16 protein-coding genes and 1 other annotated feature are annotated in these 16,807 nt (G+C 49.2%); all 16 genes read right to left on the minus strand.

What is annotated here, in order from left to right:
* Window positions 1-27: 27 nt before the first annotated feature.
* On the minus strand, window positions 28-324 hold the full coding sequence (gene ihfA, locus DUT67_RS11630; RefSeq protein WP_009112984.1) for an integration host factor subunit alpha: 297 nt from the start codon (window positions 322-324) through the stop codon (window positions 28-30).
* A gap of 4 nt (window positions 325-328) precedes the next feature.
* Window positions 329-2,716, minus strand: coding sequence for a phenylalanine--tRNA ligase subunit beta (gene pheT / locus DUT67_RS11635; protein WP_113631929.1), 2,388 nt, complete (start codon window positions 2,714-2,716; stop codon window positions 329-331).
* 14 nt (window positions 2,717-2,730) lie between these two features.
* A complete protein-coding gene (pheS, locus tag DUT67_RS11640) occupies window positions 2,731-3,714 on the minus strand; it encodes a phenylalanine--tRNA ligase subunit alpha (RefSeq protein ID WP_011093972.1) in 984 nt (327 codons plus the stop codon).
* 89 nt (window positions 3,715-3,803) lie between these two features.
* Window positions 3,804-3,928 (minus strand) — a sequence feature (Phe leader region).
* On the minus strand, window positions 3,878-3,922 hold the full coding sequence (gene pheM / locus DUT67_RS11645) for a pheST operon leader peptide PheM (protein WP_106120997.1): 45 nt from the start codon (window positions 3,920-3,922) through the stop codon (window positions 3,878-3,880). It overlaps the preceding feature by 45 nt.
* 104 nt (window positions 3,929-4,032) lie before the next feature.
* Window positions 4,033-4,389 (minus strand): 50S ribosomal protein L20, encoded by a 357-nt coding sequence (rplT, locus tag DUT67_RS11650; RefSeq protein ID WP_005968887.1) that lies wholly within the window; start codon window positions 4,387-4,389, stop codon window positions 4,033-4,035.
* A 43-nt stretch (window positions 4,390-4,432) separates the two neighbouring features.
* Window positions 4,433-4,630 carry a 50S ribosomal protein L35 gene (gene rpmI / locus DUT67_RS11655; RefSeq protein ID WP_005968897.1) on the minus strand — a complete coding sequence of 66 codons (198 nt, stop codon included), beginning with the start codon at window positions 4,628-4,630 and terminating at the stop codon, window positions 4,433-4,435.
* 95 nt (window positions 4,631-4,725) lie between these two features.
* Window positions 4,726-5,268, minus strand: a complete 543-nt coding sequence (gene infC / locus DUT67_RS11660; RefSeq protein WP_011093973.1) for a translation initiation factor IF-3 — start codon at window positions 5,266-5,268, stop codon at window positions 4,726-4,728.
* A 2-nt stretch (window positions 5,269-5,270) separates the two neighbouring features.
* Complete coding sequence (gene thrS, locus DUT67_RS11665) at window positions 5,271-7,199, minus strand: threonine--tRNA ligase (RefSeq protein ID WP_048260347.1); 1,929 nt, start codon at window positions 7,197-7,199, stop codon at window positions 5,271-5,273.
* A gap of 259 nt (window positions 7,200-7,458) precedes the next feature.
* Window positions 7,459-8,865, minus strand: coding sequence for an amino acid permease (locus DUT67_RS11670; RefSeq protein WP_113631928.1), 1,407 nt, complete (start codon window positions 8,863-8,865; stop codon window positions 7,459-7,461).
* A 113-nt stretch (window positions 8,866-8,978) separates the two neighbouring features.
* Window positions 8,979-9,242 (minus strand): YebO family protein, encoded by a 264-nt coding sequence (locus DUT67_RS11675; RefSeq protein WP_113631927.1) that lies wholly within the window; start codon window positions 9,240-9,242, stop codon window positions 8,979-8,981.
* 184 nt (window positions 9,243-9,426) lie between these two features.
* Window positions 9,427-10,218: a DNA-binding transcriptional regulator KdgR gene (gene kdgR / locus DUT67_RS11680; RefSeq protein ID WP_048260353.1), complete on the minus strand. Its 792-nt coding sequence runs from the start codon at window positions 10,216-10,218 to the stop codon at window positions 9,427-9,429.
* A gap of 214 nt (window positions 10,219-10,432) precedes the next feature.
* Window positions 10,433-11,599: an oligogalacturonate lyase gene (ogl, locus tag DUT67_RS11685; protein ID WP_039322626.1), complete on the minus strand. Its 1,167-nt coding sequence runs from the start codon at window positions 11,597-11,599 to the stop codon at window positions 10,433-10,435.
* A 342-nt stretch (window positions 11,600-11,941) separates the two neighbouring features.
* Window positions 11,942-12,823: a protease HtpX gene (htpX, locus tag DUT67_RS11690; RefSeq protein WP_048260355.1), complete on the minus strand. Its 882-nt coding sequence runs from the start codon at window positions 12,821-12,823 to the stop codon at window positions 11,942-11,944.
* A gap of 164 nt (window positions 12,824-12,987) precedes the next feature.
* Window positions 12,988-13,836: a glycerophosphodiester phosphodiesterase family protein gene (locus tag DUT67_RS11695; protein WP_113631926.1), complete on the minus strand. Its 849-nt coding sequence runs from the start codon at window positions 13,834-13,836 to the stop codon at window positions 12,988-12,990.
* A gap of 30 nt (window positions 13,837-13,866) precedes the next feature.
* Window positions 13,867-15,156: a sn-glycerol-3-phosphate ABC transporter substrate-binding protein UgpB gene (gene ugpB, locus DUT67_RS11700; protein WP_262983462.1), complete on the minus strand. Its 1,290-nt coding sequence runs from the start codon at window positions 15,154-15,156 to the stop codon at window positions 13,867-13,869.
* Window positions 15,157-15,485: 329 nt separating this feature from the next.
* Entirely contained in the window at window positions 15,486-16,709 is a 1,224-nt protein-coding gene (locus DUT67_RS11705) for an OFA family MFS transporter (RefSeq protein ID WP_113625879.1), read from the minus strand.
* Between the last annotated feature and the right edge of the window lie 98 nt (window positions 16,710-16,807).

Below are 16,807 nucleotides of genomic sequence, written 5' to 3' on the forward strand. Positions count from 1 at the left end.
CTTGCGCGGCCTTTTTGGGTGACACGGTTACTCTTTGGGAGAGGCGTTCTCTACCCTGCTTTTTAGCTTTTGCCCCGGACGGAACGTGACCACACGGCGCGCCGTAATCGGAATATCTTCGCCAGTTTTTGGGTTACGCCCCGGACGTTGGTTCTTGTCTCGCAAATCAAAATTGCCAAAACCTGACAACTTGACCTGCTCGCCATTTTCCAAAGCGCGACGAACTTCTTCAAAAAACAGCTCGACTAGCTCTTTGGCATCCCGTTTGCTCAGCCCGAGCTTCTCAAACAGGTATTCTGACATTTCAGCTTTAGTAAGCGCCATAGGTTCAATCCCTCAAGGATGCTTGGAATCGCTGTTTTAATGCTGCTACGCATTCTGCAACGGTAGCGGCAATTTCCTCTTCTGCCAGTGTACGCGTGGTATCTTGCAGGGTCAGGCTGATAGCCAGACTCTTATAACCTTCCGCTACGCCCTTCCCTCGGTACACGTCGAATAAGTTTACGCCAACTAACTGATTTGCGCCAACTTTCTTACACTCAGCCAAAATGTCGCCCGCAGGGACATTTTCAGCGACCACAACGGCAATATCGCGACGGTTCGCAGGGAAGCGGGAAATCTCATTCGCATCAGGCAATACGCGGTCTGCGACCTTATCCCACAACAATTCGAACACCACGGTGCGCCCGTTAAGATCCAACTTGCGCTCCAGTTCTGGGTGAATAACGCCAATAAATCCAATGCGTTCTCCGCACAGATAAATAGCAGCACTTTGCCCTGGATGCAATGCCGGATTGTTTTCGACCTTGAATTCAACCTCAGACAACTTACCCGTCAACGCGAGTACCGCCTCCAAATCGCCTTTTAAATCATAGAAGTCAACGGCCTGACGCGCCAGATCCCAATGCTCTTCATAACGCGAGCCAGTAATCACACCCGCCAGCATCAGATCTTGACGAATACCCAGGTCAGCACCCACATCCGGTACAAAACGTAGACCGCTTTCAAACAGACGCAGGCGGCTTTGTTGACGGTTTTGGTTATACACTGCTGCGCTCAGCAAGCCGCTCCACAGCGATAAACGCATCACCGACATCTCTGCGGAAATCGGGCTCGGCAGGCTCAGTGACGCCTCATTCGGATGAATTAGTCCCTGAATTTTCGGGTCAACAAAACTGTAAGTAATTGCTTCTTGGTAGCCGTGATCGACTAATAATGTCTTCACGCGCTTCAATGACAGCGACGCTTCGCGATGCGAGGTCATGATCAATGGAGCCTGAGTAGGAATATTCGGAATGTTGTTGTAGCCGTAAATACGCGCGACTTCTTCAACCAAATCCTCTTCAATTTCCATGTCGAAGCGCCAGCTAGGTGCAGTCGCCTGCCAACCCGCGTCGGTTTTCACCACGTTACAGCCCAGACGTTGCAGGATATCGCTCACCTGCTCATCGGCAATCACATGGCCAATCAGACGATCCAGTTTCTCACGACGCAGCGTAATCGTTGCACGCGTTGGCAAATCAGTGTCGCTAGTGACATCAACGACCGGACCTGCTTCGCCACCACAAATATCGATCAGCAGACGAGTGGCGCGTTCAATCGCTTTGTGTTGTAACGCCGGATCGACGCCACGCTCGTAGCGGTGGGAAGCATCGGTGTGCAAACCTTGACGACGTGCGCGTCCGGTAATCGACAGCGGGTTAAAATAGGCACATTCCAACAGAACATTTTGCGTTTCTTCGTTGACGCCAGAATGCTCGCCGCCAAAGATGCCGCCCATTGCGAGCGCATTCTGTTGGTCAGCAATAACCAGCGTATCCGCATTCAGCGTCGCTTTGTTGCCATCCAGCAGCGTTAGCGTTTCACCTTCTTCTGCCATACGCACAATAATGCCGCCGTTGAGACGGTCAAGATCGAATGCATGCATCGGCTGGCCGAGTTCCAACAAAACGTAGTTAGTCACGTCAACCACGGGATCGATAGAACGAATACCGCAACGACGCAGTTTTTCACGCATCCACAATGGCGTTGCCGCTTTAACGTTGATGCCTTTAACTACACGGCCTAAATAACGCGGACATGCCTGCGGTGCGTCGACCTGAATCGGGAAAGTATCCTGAATCGTCGCGGCAACGGGCTCAACAACCGGTTCATTCAGCGCCAACTGATTCAACACAGCGACATCACGTGCCACGCCGATGATGCCTAAACAATCCGCACGGTTTGGCGTCACGCTGATTTCAATCGCGTTGTCATCTAACTTTAGATAGTCACGAATATCCGTGCCAATCGGTGCATCTGCTGGCAGTTCAATGATGCCATCGTGATCGTCGGAAATACCCAATTCGGAAAATGAGCACAGCATGCCTTCAGACGGTTCGCCACGAAGTTTGGCTGCTTTGATTTTGAAATCACCCGGCAACACGGCACCGACTGTCGCTACCGCCACTTTCAGGCCTTGGCGGCAGTTCGGCGCGCCGCAGACGATGTCCAGCACGCGCTCACCGCCTACATTGACTTTCGTCACACGCAGTTTATCTGCATTTGGGTGCTGCCCACATTCAACCACTTCACCGACAACCACACCGTGGAATGCGCCAGCAACGGGCTCAACACCGTCCACTTCCAGCCCGGCCATCGTGATTTGTTCGGATAGCGTTTCGCTGTCGACTGCCGGGTTTACCCACTCGCGTAACCAGAGTTCACTGAATTTCATGATGTATACCCGCCTTACTTAAACTGTTTGAGGAAACGCAGATCGTTTTCGAAGAATGCACGCAGATCGGTCACGCCATAGCGCAGCATCGTCAGACGCTCCATACCCATACCGAACGCGAAACCGGAATACACTTCTGGGTCGATACCGACATTACGCAGGACATTCGGGTGCACCATGCCGCAACCCAATACTTCCAGCCATTTGCCGTTTTTACCCATGACATCCACTTCTGCGGATGGCTCGGTAAACGGGAAATAAGACGGACGGAAGCGAACCTGCAAATCTTCCTCAAAGAAATTACGCAGGAAATCATGCAGCGTGCCTTTCAGATTGGTGAAGCTGATGTCTTTATCGACGATCAATCCTTCCATCTGATGGAACATCGGCGTGTGGGTCTGATCGTAATCGTTACGATAAACGCGGCCCGGTGCGATGATACGAATAGGTGGCTGCTGCTTTTCCATGGTGCGGATCTGAACGCCAGAAGTCTGTGTACGCAGCAGGCGTTTAGCATCGAACCAGAATGTGTCATGGTCGGCACGTGCAGGGTGATGACCTGGAATATTTAACGCATCAAAGTTGTGGTAGTCGTCTTCGATTTCTGGCCCGGTTACTACGGAAAAACCCAGCTCGCCGAAAAAAGTCTCGATACGATCGATGGTACGCGTCACTGGGTGCAGACCACCATTCTCAATGGTGCGTCCCGGCAAAGATACATCGATAGTTTCCTGCGCCAGACGCGCATTTAGCTCAGCGGATTCCAGCGTTTGCTTACGCGCATTCAGCGCGTCCTGAACATCTTGCTTGGCCTGATTTATAACAGCGCCAGCGGCAGGGCGTTCTTCAGCCGGCAACTCGCGCAGCGAGGTCATCTGAAGGGTTAAGTGACCTTTTTTACCCAGGTATTCGACACGCACATTTTCCAGTGCGGCAACATCCTGAGCCTCTTCTATAGCTGTTCTGGCTTTGGCAACCAGCTCTGCGAGATGTGGCATTGTGTTCCTCTTTTTCTGCCTATGCGGCCAACGGTCATGATTGAAGAATGTCGTTTTACTAAAAACGATAGTAAAAACCGATAATTATAAACAAAAAAGCCTCCCTGAGGGAGGCTTAAGCGCTACTTTTCGTTTCTTTTCTTATGCGCAAAGCCCCCTGAGTTCAGGCGCTAAAGTAAAAAAAGAAACGGAAAATAGCAGCGTTCATACTTGCGTTACCTTGTCTTGTAAATAAAAAGTCTGTTAATACAAAAACAGTGGTGTTTGACGATAGAGCTTGACGAAAAGAGGGAGCCAAAGCTCCCTCTTTCAACTGACTTACGCCAGTGCCGCTTTCGCTTTTTCGACCAGAGCGCTGAACGCTAACTTGTCGAATACTGCGATATCAGCCAAGATCTTACGGTCAATTTCAACAGAGGCTTTTTTCAGGCCATTGATGAATTTGCTGTAAGACAAGCCATTTTGACGGGCTGCTGCATTGATACGTGCAATCCACAGCTGGCGGAATTGACGTTTACGTTGACGACGGTCGCGGTAAGCGTACTGACCAGCTTTGATTACTGCCTGGAAGGCAACACGATAAACGCGCGAACGGGCACCGTAGTAACCTTTCGCTTGTTTCAATATTTTCTTGTGACGTGCACGGGCAACTACACCACGTTTTACGCGAGCCATATGCTCTCTCCTAAAGTCTTATTCTGAATTAAAAAAAGGTTACTTATGCGTACGGCAGACATGCAATCACAAGGCCCAGATCCCCTTTGGAAACCATACCTTTAGGACGCAGATGACGTTTACGCTTAGTCGACTTTTTGGTCAGAATATGACGCAGGTTAGCATGCTTACGCTTGAAACCACCACCGGCGGTTTTTTTAAAGCGTTTAGCGGCGCCACGTACTGTTTTAATCTTTGGCATTGTTATTTCCACTTCGCATTGTTAATAAAACGAATCAGATAAGGCGAACAAAACCGCACGACACAGAGGCCCCACGGCATTGCTACTTGAATGCCTTACTGTTTCTTCTTCGGTGCTAACACCATGATCATCTGGCGGCCTTCGATCTTCGATGGGAAGGACTCGACAACTGCCAGTTCACTCAGATCGTCACGAACGCGGTTAAGCACTTCGATACCAATCTGTTGGTGTGCCATTTCACGACCGCGGAAACGCAGTGTGATTTTAGCTTTGTCACCATCTTCCAGAAAGCGAATCAGGTTGCGTAGTTTGACCTGATAGTCACCATCATCGGTACCAGGTCGGAATTTGATTTCCTTGACCTGAATAACTTTTTGTTTTTTCTTCTGTTCCTTTGTAGCCTTACTCTTCTCATAAAGGAACTTGCCGTAATCCATAATTCGGCAAACCGGCGGCTCGGCGTTCGGACTGATTTCAACTAAATCAACACCTGCTTCTTCGGCTTTTTCTAATGCTTCATTTAGACTTACGATGCCCAGCTGTTCGCCTTCGACGCCAGTTAGGCGTACCTCATTTGCGCGAATCTCTCTGTTGATGCGATTAGGACGCGCCGGTTGAACTCGTTTTCCGCCTTTAATACCTATACCTCCAATTGATGAAGACTACGGCTGCGAATTTCTTGCTGCAGCTTACTGATAACTTCACTGACGTCTAGGCTCCCCAGGTCTTTACCACGACGAGTACGGACAGCAACTTTTCCTGCCTCGACCTCTTTGTCGCCACAAACCAGCATATAGGGAACACGCCGTAAAGTATGTTCTCGGATTTTAAAGCCTATCTTCTCATTTCTCAAGTCTGCTTTTACACGAATGCCCGCTTCTTGCAGTTTTTGAGTCAATTCGTTGACATAATCAGACTGGCTATCTGTGATATTGATAATCACCACTTGAACCGGAGCTAACCAAGTTGGGAAGAAGCCAGCGAACTCTTCGGTCAAAATACCGATGAAACGCTCCATTGATCCCAAAATAGCCCGGTGAATCATAACCGGTACCTGACGCTCGTTGCTTTCGCCAACGTAAGACGCGCTCAGACGACCCGGTAATGAAAAGTCGAGCTGCACCGTACCACACTGCCACGCGCGATCCAAACAGTCGTGCAAGGTAAATTCAATTTTTGGGCCGTAGAACGCCCCTTCACCCGGCTGATAGTCGAATTCGATATTATTTTCAGTCAACGCTGCTGCCAAATCGGCTTCAGCGCGATCCCACATCTCATCGCTACCAATACGTTTTTCAGGACGCGTAGACAGTTTCACCACGATTTTTTCAAAACCGAAGGTGCTGTACATGTCATACACCATCTTGATGCAGCTGTTCACTTCATCACGAACCTGCTCTTCCGTACAGAAGATGTGCGCGTCGTCCTGAGTGAAACCGCGCACACGCATTAAACCATGCAGAGAGCCTGACGGTTCATTACGGTGGCAGCTACCGAACTCAGCCATACGCAGCGGCAGATCGCGATAGGATTTCAATCCTTGATTGAAAATCTGTACGTGGCCTGGGCAGTTCATCGGCTTAATGCAGTACTCACGGTTCTCTGATGAAGTCGTGAACATCGCTTCTTTGTAGTTATCCCAGTGACCGGTCTTTTCCCACATTACACGATCCATCATGAATGGACCTTTTACTTCCTGATACTGGTACGACTTCAGCTTCATACGCACAAACGCTTCCAACTCGCGGAAGATCGTCCAACCGTCGTTGTGCCAGAACACCATACCCGGCGCCTCTTCCTGCATATGATACAGGTCAAGCTGTTTGCCTATCTTGCGGTGATCGCGCTTAGCCGCTTCTTCAAGACGTTGCAGGTAAGAAGCCAGCTGCTTTTTATCCGCCCATGCTGTGCCGTAGATACGTTGCAGCATTTTGTTTTTGCTGTCGCCACGCCAATAAGCACCGGAGGTTTTCTGCAATTTGAAATGGTGGCAGAAACGCATATTCGGTACGTGCGGACCACGGCACATATCGACGTATTCTTCATGGTGATACAGACCTGGACGATCGTCGTGGCTGATGTTCTCATCCAGAATCGCAATTTTGTAGGTCTCACCGCGTGCAGCGAACGCATCGCGCGCTTCCTGCCAACTGACTTTTTTCTTGATTACGTCATAGTCGGTGTCAGCAAGCTCGTGCATACGCTTTTCGAGCAGCTCGATGTCTTCCTGAGTCAGGGTACGGTCGATGTCAACGTCATAGTAAAAACCGTTGTCGATAACCGGACCAATCGCCATTTTGGTATCTGGCCATAGTTGCTTGATCGCATGACCCAGCAGGTGCGCACAGGAGTGACGAATAATTTCCAGACCTGCGTCATCTTTAGCTGTGATGATGGCTAACTGCGCATCGGTGTCGATCTTATCGCTGGCGTCAACCAGCTCGCCATTGACGCGTCCCGCGATGCAGGCTTTTGCCAGACCGGGACCGATATCAAGTGCAACATCCAGTGGAGAAACGGCGTGGTCGTAATGACGCTGACTTCCATCAGGAAGGGTGATAACTGGCATTATAATTCCCTTATTTACAGTGGTGAGCCACACGAAAGCTCACATGCAAAAAATCGCATATCAATTGAAAATCAAAAGTGTTAACCATGCTATTTCTCTGTACTCTGCGAAATATATACACATGATGCACACGACGACAGGCGCGCACTAGCGTGACATGGATAACGTCGAGGCAATAATACACCTTATAAGTTGTGTGTTAAAGCCGGATGGGTAGCCTGCTCACCTTTGCATCGTGACGAACAGGCCACAAGACGGTTTACTGCGTTTGAGTCGACTTCAACGCAGCACTAGCACTATTTTTGCGGGAGAACCGGAAGCCAAGCCAAATGGCAGCAATCCAGAACGGAATTAACAATACCGAAATGCGAATCCCCGGCGACAACAGCATAATCACCAAAATCCCCGCCAGAAACGCCAGACACAGATAGTTACCCCACGGATACCAGAAGGCTTTAAACGCAGGCTCAATCCCCTTCTCTATCATTGCCTGACGAAAACGCAGGTGTGCAAAGCAGATCATGATCCAGTTAATCACCAGCGTTGAAACCACCAGCGCCATCAACAGTTCAAAGGCTTTACCCGGCATCAGATAGTTAATCGCCACACCCAGTGAAGTCGCTAGCGCTGATAGCGCGATAGAACGAACGGGAACACCACGTGCATTGACCTTGGCGAGAGATTTCGGCGCATTGCCCTGTTTTGCCAAGCCGTACAGCATCCGACTATTGCAATATACACCGCTGTTATACACCGATAGCGCCGCCGTCAGCACCACAACGTTAAGTACGTTTGCCACTATGTTGCTGTTCAGTGCATGGAAAATCAGAACAAACGGGCTACCGCCGCCAACCACATTTCCCCATGGATAGAGCGATAATAAAATCGATAGCGCGCCGATATAGAAAATCAGGATGCGATATACCACCTGATTGGTTGCCTGAGGAATAGAGCGTTTCGGGTCGGCAGCTTCAGCAGCCGTGATCCCGACTAACTCCAAACCGCCGAATGAAAACATGATCACTGCCATTGCCATGATCAATCCGCTTGCACCATTCGGCATGAATCCGCCATGGATCCATAAGTTACGTACCGTTGCCGTTTCGCCGCCATTACCACTCAGCAACAGCCAACTGCCGAAGACAATCATCCCGACGATGGCAAGCACTTTGATAATAGCGAACCAGAATTCTGTTTCCCCAAACATCTTCACATTAACCAGATTGATAAGGTTAATCAGCACGAAGAATATCGCTGCGGACAGCCAGGTCGGTGTCTCAGGCCACCAATATTGGATGTAAATCCCTACGGCCGTCAGCTCAGCCATCCCGACCAGAATAAACATCGCCCAGTAGTTCCAGCCAGCCAGAAATCCTGCAAAGTCACCCCAGTATTTAAAGGCAAAATGGCTGAACGAACCCGCAACGGGCTCTTCCACCACCATCTCACCCAACTGTCTCATAATCAGAAACGCAATCATTCCGGCGATAGCGTAGCCCAATAAAACGGACGGCCCTGCCATTTGGATAGTCTGCGATATTCCTAGAAACAATCCAGTACCAATCGCACCACCCAGCGCAATCAGCTGAATATGTCGGTTTTTTAACCCTCGTTTTAAAACCATTTCCTGTTGATCATCTGCTATGTTGTTTTGAGCATTTGCCATGTTATTTTTGAGCTTCCTGTAAAGCCTTCTTTCTTTTTATCTCAATACCTGTTCGCATCATCAGCATGAAAGATGGCGTAAACAGGCAAAGGCGCGACACAGTGACTGAGCCATTAACGTTCAGGGATGACACTTTTAAACGTTAGCTCCACATCATCACTATCGAGCTCGGCAGCAAGCGTTTCAGGCTCACTTTTCTCTACATTATGGGGCAGCAATTTCTTCAATAATGCTAACTGCTGACGTTGCTGCTCTACGATCTCTTGCAGCAATTTCACTTGCTCATTCGCTCTGACACTCGCCCGATTGACAAAAAACCAGACCAGCGCCGCCAACAACACAACCAGCAAGACAAAAACCACTTCTAATATGTTCACAACGACTCCACTTATAACCACCTATGACAGTACCTGTCGGCTATCTTAACACCGTGGCATAGCCAAGTTCGATACCCAAACCCATCCGTTAACCGCATCATGTTGATGCACATCGCTATGGTACTGGTACAAAAATAAAAAAAAGCCTGTCGGTAAAGACAGGCTCAAGAATCGATAGGGAATATCAGAAAGGGTAATCGTGGTAGCCCATTTGCTCAGAGATATTTCTGGCTGCGGTGTGCAGCATGGCCACATATTCGTGTTTATTGTCTTCCGAAAAACGAATCGTTGGGAAAGAAATACTGAGGCCAGCAATCACCACGCCAAAACGGTCGAATACTGGCACAGCGATACAACGCAGCCCTTCTTCCTGTTCTTCTTTATCTTCTCCGTAGCCTTGCTCGCGCACGACATCCAACTGATTGAGAAGATCTTCAGCAGTACACAGCGTGTGCGGCGTACTACGCGTGAATTCGACAGTAGACAGAACCTCTTCCACTTCACCACGATCGCGCCACGCCAACAGCACTTTACCAATTGCGGTACTGTGCAATGGATTACGGCGACCAATGCGCGAATACATGCGCAGGTTATACATAGAATCAATCTTGTGGATATAAACGATGCCGTCTTCATCCAACGCGCCAAGGTGGATCGTTTCCCGCGTCAGCACAGACAACTCGCGCATCTGTATATCCGCACTGCGGATTAAATCTACGTTCTGCAATGCTTTTGCACCAAGTTCAAACAACTTGAGCGTCAGCGAATATTTCTCTGATTCACCTTCCTGCGCGACATAGCCCAGGGATTTCATCGTCTGCAAGAAGCGGTAAACGGTACTCTTAGACATCATGACTCGCTGAGAAAGCTCGGTAATACCAATTTCTCTCTCTTCACCTAATGCCTGCAAAATACCAAAAACCTTTAAAACGGACGACACGGAATCGGGTTGTTTATCTAAATCTGCAATAGCCATTTTTGTGGTTACCCTACTCAGGTTTTTTTGTTTTAAAAAAAATAGAACAATGGTTTTAGTATAAAGGGAACGCTTTGATTATGGCAATGGAGCAATAACGATAATCAAGTTAAGTTTGAGAAATAACCGCGTCAGAGACTTAATAAAGTAATATGTAAGTAAATATTTTAAAATAATCCGCGCCATGAAACGTGACGCGGATTTATTAGTATTATTAGTTCCAGACTGAATCAGGAACCTTCGCCAGATACAGCGCTGGTTTTCCATCTACGTCAGAAGTAAACAGAACCTGTTTATTATCCGGCGTGAAAGATGGGTGCGGGTGAGTGACCTGACGGTCCCCTTCCAACACTTCCCAGGATGTATTGTGCTGCGCAATACGATGTTCTTTGCCCGTTTTCAGGTTGAAAACATACAGGAACGGATCGTTCTCAATTTTGTAGCCACCATCATCCTGCACGTCGACCGGTGCATCGGAACCATCACCGACCAACAGAGTGCCATCATAGTTACTCATCAGGTGAGAACACGGCGGCATGACGCGTAGTTGGCGATCTTCCAGCGTAACGGGATCGATGCTGCGGATATAGCGGTTGGTATCGTCTTTCAGATAAGAGACATAAATCATCGCTGAACCATCTGGCACCCAGAATTCGTGAGTGCAGCTTTCGCCTTCAGCATGCTCTTTCACTTTACGCATGTTGGTACCATCTTCGTTGATGAACCACATACGGGCATCAACCAGGTCATGCGGGCCTTCGTGACAGAAAGCAACCGTGTTGTCATCACCTGGACGGTAGATTGGGTGACCCAGCCATTGGTTTTCCTGAAGGATAGTCTCTGCTTCGCCCGTTACCAAATCGACGCGAATCAGACGGCAGCAAGGGTTAGTGAAGTAGAACTCCTGGAATTTTTTCCAATCGGTCAGTGGCTTCCAGTCTTCTTTCTTGATCTCAATACCGACCATTTTGGTGCAATCGGAGTTGGCAACCCAAGTACCGTAGCCGACCCAGTCGTCAGGCACCTGATAAATCGTTTTCTCTTCCAGAGTAGCCAAATCAACACGCATCAGATTGCGGGTATTTTTCACGTAATACAGCGCATCGTCATTCGGAGACAGGAAACCACCAAAGGTGTTGTCGCCTTTGCCTTCCGTCAACTGTGTGGCGTTCTGCTCTTTTAAATCCAGCAGATAGTAGTTCCATGGGCCATCAAATGCAGCGCCAAACAGCAGTTTGCTACCGTCATTGAAGAAACACTTCTGGTAGAAATAATTGCGGTGGCAGATAACATCGGGCGGGGTTAGACGCACAACTTCGGTGCCGGTTGCTGAATCCTGGTAGGTATGAAACGTTAGGGGGATCTTGTTACCTTTGGCCATCCGTAAATCCTTAGAACTTATCATGAAGAATTTGACGCCACACGCGCATACTCTCCGATAACCTGACATTCCTGATCGTCCGACCAATCGGTCACCCCGACAGCGGTTGTTCAAAAATCAGGCCACCAATCTCACGCGAGACGCCTGTTATATCGGCATTATAGAAACAATGTTTCATTTTTCCGTGATCGTGGTTTTATTTTATAAAACATTCTTCATATTTTCACCACCTGTTTCAGATCTAATGAAAACAGTCAGACGAAGAAAGTACAGGATTGGTGAATCAGCAACCGCAGAAATAACAAAGGCCCGAATGGGCCTTTGGGAAGATAATAGCGTGAATTACTTCAAGTATTCGCCGGAGCGCAACGCTTCAATACGCTTATCCAACGGCGGGTGTGACATGAACAGTTCGCTGAAGGACTTCGATTTGCCGTTAATGCAGAAGGCCATCATGCTGCCTTCTTCCTGCGGCTCATAACTGGTCTTCAAGCGTTGTAGTGCAGCAATCATTTTCTCACGCCCCACCAGCTTGGCAGAACCGGCATCCGCATGGAATTCACGGTAGCGTGAGAACCACATGGTGATAATGCTGGCAAGAATACCGAACACCAGCTCAAGCACGGTTGCGACAGCAAAATAAACCAACGGATTACCGTTGCTGCTTTCACCTTCATCGCGGTTGCCAGAAAGAAAGCCGGAAACAACCTGAGCGATCAGACGAGAGATAAAGATAACGAAGGTGTTTACTATCCCCTGAACCAACGTCATCGTCACCATGTCGCCATTCGCGATGTGGCTGATTTCGTGCGCGATAACCGCTTCGGCCTCATCACGGCTCATGTTTTGCAGCAAACCGGTGCTTACTGCCACCAGCGATGCATCACGACGGGCTCCCGTTGCGAACGCATTAATGTCAGGTGCATGGTAGATTGCCACCTGTGGCATCGCGATCCCAGCCTGCTGTGACTGTGAACGCACGGTTTCCACCAGCCAACGTTCGGTTTCGTTACGTGGTTGTTCAATGACTTCACCGCCAACGGACCGTAACGCCATCCATTTAGACATCAGCAGTGAAACAAACGCACCGCCAAAGCCAAACAGCCCAGCCATAATCATTAAGCCCTGGACACTGCTGGACTGAATTCCCGTCAGGCTGAGTACCAGCCCGAAAACCAACATCACCGCCAGGTTGGTGATCAGGAAAAGCGCAATACGCATCATAAAAGTCTGATTTCCTCTCGCAGAAAGATAAAGTTTGCAACACCTACATCGTATGGGTTGCCGTGGCATTTTCAAGCATTCTTAACTTTTCAGTTACTAAATCCACATAACTTTACACTTTTCAAAAGGAAAGCGGCCCCCTGCCTACTGATAATCCTTATGCATCAGCGCGACAGCGTTGACCGAAAATCAATAAATGCTGCCGCGTGATCTACCTGAATTGCACCCACGCCAGCGCGAATTAATGCTCCCCATACCGCATCAGGATCGGCTAAGGCTCGCGTATCGTTATAATCGAGCGAATGCGCGCAATCCAGCGAGTTCACCCAAATTCGTACGCCAAGTCGTTGAAATTCAGCAGACGTCTCAACCAACGCCTCAATGTAGTCAAAATTAGCTTCCACCATGGCAACGCCGAAATCGTCAACCTGCCTCAGAATATCAACAGTTATCCCCCGCTGAAGGTGAATCAACGGCATATACGGTATCTGGGTATCCTGAGACGGCGATAAGATAGGAAAACAGGCTGAAGAAAGATTAACCGGACTTTTCATGATTACGCCCGCGCTAAGTCCTTTATCACGAATATCGCGTGCGATCACACCACATTCGCGATCGTGCTTCACATCTACATTGATGATCACACGCCCTCGCGCCTCTTCGAGAATCTCATATAACAGTGGGACCTTTTCGTTACTCAGCGGCCATGCCGAACCGCCGTCACTCCCACGTAAGCGCGCCTGACGAATCTCCTCCAGCGTCATCTGGCCAATGCGGCCGCTCATATTACTCGTGCGATCAAGCGTATCATCATGAATCACGACAACGTGACTATCTGCCGTTAATTGCGCATCGATCTCCACGATATCCACACCCAGATGAATAGCTTCTCGCAGCGCCGCCAGCGAATTTTCCGGCGCCGATGCCCAAACACCGCGATGTGCTACTGCCAGAACCGCCGTGTTTTGCGCCGTAATTAATTCCTGAGTTATACCTTTACCTTGCTTTGTCATCAGTCGAAAACTCCACATAAACGGGATATATCACGAATGACGGGACACCGACTGCGCAAAATGCTGCAACAGAAGATCACCGCGCGAAACCACATTATCCAGCGCCTGCTGGGGCGTTTCTTGTTCTGCCCAAACTTTCTCCAACTCTTCGTCCATGATGGTACGAATTTGCGGCATATTGCCTAATCGAAACCCGCGCGTATAAGGCAATGGTGGCTTATTGGTTATCTGTTTCATGGCAACATCACTGCCGGGGTATCTGGCATAAAACCCCTGCTCGCGCGTCAGATCGTAGGCTGGCTGCGTCACCGGCAAATAGCCTGTCATCTGATGCCATTCGGCAGCATTTTCCGGCAGCGTAAGGAAATGCAGGAATTCAGCAATCCCTTGATAATGAGAGGCCGTTTGGCCTTTCATAACCCAGAGGCTTGCCCCTCCGATGAACGTATTCTGCGGCGCGCCTTTAGCCTCTTCGCTGTAAGGCAACATCCCTACACCGTAATGGAATTTGGCATAGTTCTGAATCTTGCGTAGCCCACCCGATGAGGTGGTCAATATGCCGCAATCGCCGTTATAAAAGCGGGTAGTGCCCTCGTCATTGCGGCCGAAATAGCTGAATTCCTTCTTCTTCATCATCTCTGCAAGCTGAGCAATGTGCGCGACCTGCAACGGGCCGTTCACCAACAGATGCGCATCAACACCATCGAAACCATTGTTTTTCGTCGCAATCGGCAGCCCGTTCCATACGCTAAAAGCCTCCAATAATACCCACCCCTGCTGTCCTGCATTGGTATAGCCGCATGTCATCCCACTCTGACGCAGTCGTGCCGCATCGTACGCTAGCTCATTCCAGGTACGTGGAGGTTTATCGGGATCGAGTCCCGCTTTGATGAACGCATCTTTGTTGTAGTAGAGAACAGGCGTTGAGCTATTAAACGGCTGGGAAATCAGATGCCCAGTCTGGCTGTCGCTGTAAAACAGCGCCACGGCGGGCAGAAAGGCTTTTTCGTCATTATCGATACCAACCTGTTTGAACAGGTCATACACTGGGACAATCGCCCCGCTGTGCATCATATTCGGCGTACCGACATCATAAACCTGCAAAATATCCGGCGCGTTACCGGTGCGATAGGCGGCAATGCCAGCGGCAAGCGTCTGCTCATAGCTGCCCTTATAGATAGGTTCAACGTGGTACGTCGTCTGAGATTCGTTAAACCGATTGACCAGCCGTATCAACTCCGTGTTCAGGTTGCTGTCCATGCCATGCCAAAATGTCAGTTCAACGGCCGCTCTGGCAGACAGCGGGACAAGTAAAACCATACTCAACAGCATCAAAAAAACAGATGTGAACCTAAACCGAATCATCATGGTGTTTTCTCCGGTTACTATTCTCATTTTCAAGGGACGTCATTTTTAAAGGACGTCATTTTTAAGATCGGTTGTTTTTAAGGAAGCCCGCTTCAGGGAAAAGACGTGCCGATAACGACGCTAGGGTTCGCCTGTGACACGTGGATGACTGGGAAAGTGATGAACTGTATCGCGATATTTCAGCAACTAAAGGGAAGAGATTTTGAGGCAGAAAAGAGGAAGTATTTTGCGCTGGGCAACATATGAGGCCCAGCGCAATGTTCTGTTAACGTGGCGTTCTATCAGCTCTGTGCGTGCGCCATATCAGCGCGCATTGAGGCAGCAACAGGCTGATGTTTAGGCGGTTTAATCCACAAGGTAATCAGCAGAGAGATGACTGACATAATGATGATTGCCATAAATGTCGCCTGGAATCCACCGAGTTGTGCGGCGATAAACGAGCCAGACAACGCGCCGATACCAAATCCCTGATAAATCACGCCATAATTTTTACTGTGATTTTTCAGGCCGAAGAAGTCACCAACAATCGCTGGGAACACCGTGATGTTGCCGCCAAAGCAGAAGGCAATCGCGCTGACACAGGTAAAGAACAGAATTGGATTAAGCGGCAGGAACGTCATCACGGACACAGCCAGAATTGTCACAAACAGCGTAAAGGTGATAACCCGCATACGCCCGACATTATCGGAAAGCGCCCCAAGCACAATACGCCCAACGGTATTAAAAATCGCAATCGCAGACACGGCATTTGCCGCCGTTGCCATATCCATTCCTGCCATTTGCACACCGATATCTTTCACAATACCGATCAAATACAGACCGCTCATGCACGCAGTGAAAAAGATAATAAATAGCAAATACGACTCTTTGGTTGCCAACATCTCAGCCAGCGAGAAATCGCGTGCCTGTCCCTGAATCGCAGCTTGCTGTACCGGCACCGCAGCAGGCTCTTTCAGCAATGAACTCCCGACCAGAATCATCGCCATAACGATAATTCCCCAGTAGAAAAAGGTTTCTGATACACCCACTTCCGAAATCAAAAAGCTGTTTACATATTTGAACAACAGACTTCCGGTACCGAATGAGCCAACCGAAATGCCCGCGATTAGCCCTTTGCGATTGGGGAACCATTTGATCAAATTGGACAGCGTCGTAATGTAAGCCGTGCCGTCAGCAAAACCGACAACAACCCCTACCAGCAGATAAATCAGCGTCAGCGACGGACTCACTGCACTCGCCATCAGACCGACACCCAGCGCGATGCCGGCGATCATGGTCAAGCGGCGCAGGCCAATACGTTCCTGAAATTTACCGGCAAATAGCGTTGCAAATGCCAGACAGAAACTGGTGATTGAAAACGTCGTTGCAACGGAACTCAACGTCCAGCCAAATTTGTCCACCAGCGGCTGGTTGAATAAACTCCAGGTGTAAATCGTGCCAAGTCCCATTTGGGTGATAATGGTACCGAGGACAATCAATCCCCGATTAACAGGTTTAGTATTCATGGGTTTTCCCCTACATCAAAAATGGGTCCGATTCACTCGGCACGCTAAAAAATATAAGCTGATGTGGAGAAGAGAAAAGCCATCAAAACACTGTCAGC

It is taken from the genome of Pectobacterium peruviense, from assembly GCF_003312355.2.
GTDB lineage: Bacteria > Pseudomonadota > Gammaproteobacteria > Enterobacterales > Enterobacteriaceae > Pectobacterium > Pectobacterium peruviense.

Coding starts and splice junctions, on each gene's coding strand:
- ihfA (WP_009112984.1), bottom strand. CDS start 324: ATGGCGCTTACTAAAGCTGAAATGTCAGAATACCTGTTTGAGAAGCTC.
- pheT (WP_113631929.1), bottom strand. CDS start 2,716: ATGAAATTCAGTGAACTCTGGTTACGCGAGTGGGTAAACCCGGCAGTC.
- pheS (WP_011093972.1), bottom strand. CDS start 3,714: ATGCCACATCTCGCAGAGCTGGTTGCCAAAGCCAGAACAGCTATAGAA.
- rplT (WP_005968887.1), bottom strand. CDS start 4,389: ATGGCTCGCGTAAAACGTGGTGTAGTTGCCCGTGCACGTCACAAGAAA.
- rpmI (WP_005968897.1), bottom strand. CDS start 4,630: ATGCCAAAGATTAAAACAGTACGTGGCGCCGCTAAACGCTTTAAAAAA.
- thrS (WP_048260347.1), bottom strand. CDS start 7,199: ATGCCAGTTATCACCCTTCCTGATGGAAGTCAGCGTCATTACGACCAC.
- DUT67_RS11670 (WP_113631928.1), bottom strand. CDS start 8,865: ATGGCAAATGCTCAAAACAACATAGCAGATGATCAACAGGAAATGGTT.
- kdgR (WP_048260353.1), bottom strand. CDS start 10,218: ATGGCTATTGCAGATTTAGATAAACAACCCGATTCCGTGTCGTCCGTT.
- ogl (WP_039322626.1), bottom strand. CDS start 11,599: ATGGCCAAAGGTAACAAGATCCCCCTAACGTTTCATACCTACCAGGAT.
- htpX (WP_048260355.1), bottom strand. CDS start 12,823: ATGATGCGTATTGCGCTTTTCCTGATCACCAACCTGGCGGTGATGTTG.
- DUT67_RS11695 (WP_113631926.1), bottom strand. CDS start 13,836: ATGACAAAGCAAGGTAAAGGTATAACTCAGGAATTAATTACGGCGCAA.
- ugpB (WP_262983462.1), bottom strand. CDS start 15,156: ATGGTTTTACTTGTCCCGCTGTCTGCCAGAGCGGCCGTTGAACTGACA.
- DUT67_RS11705 (WP_113625879.1), bottom strand. CDS start 16,709: ATGAATACTAAACCTGTTAATCGGGGATTGATTGTCCTCGGTACCATT.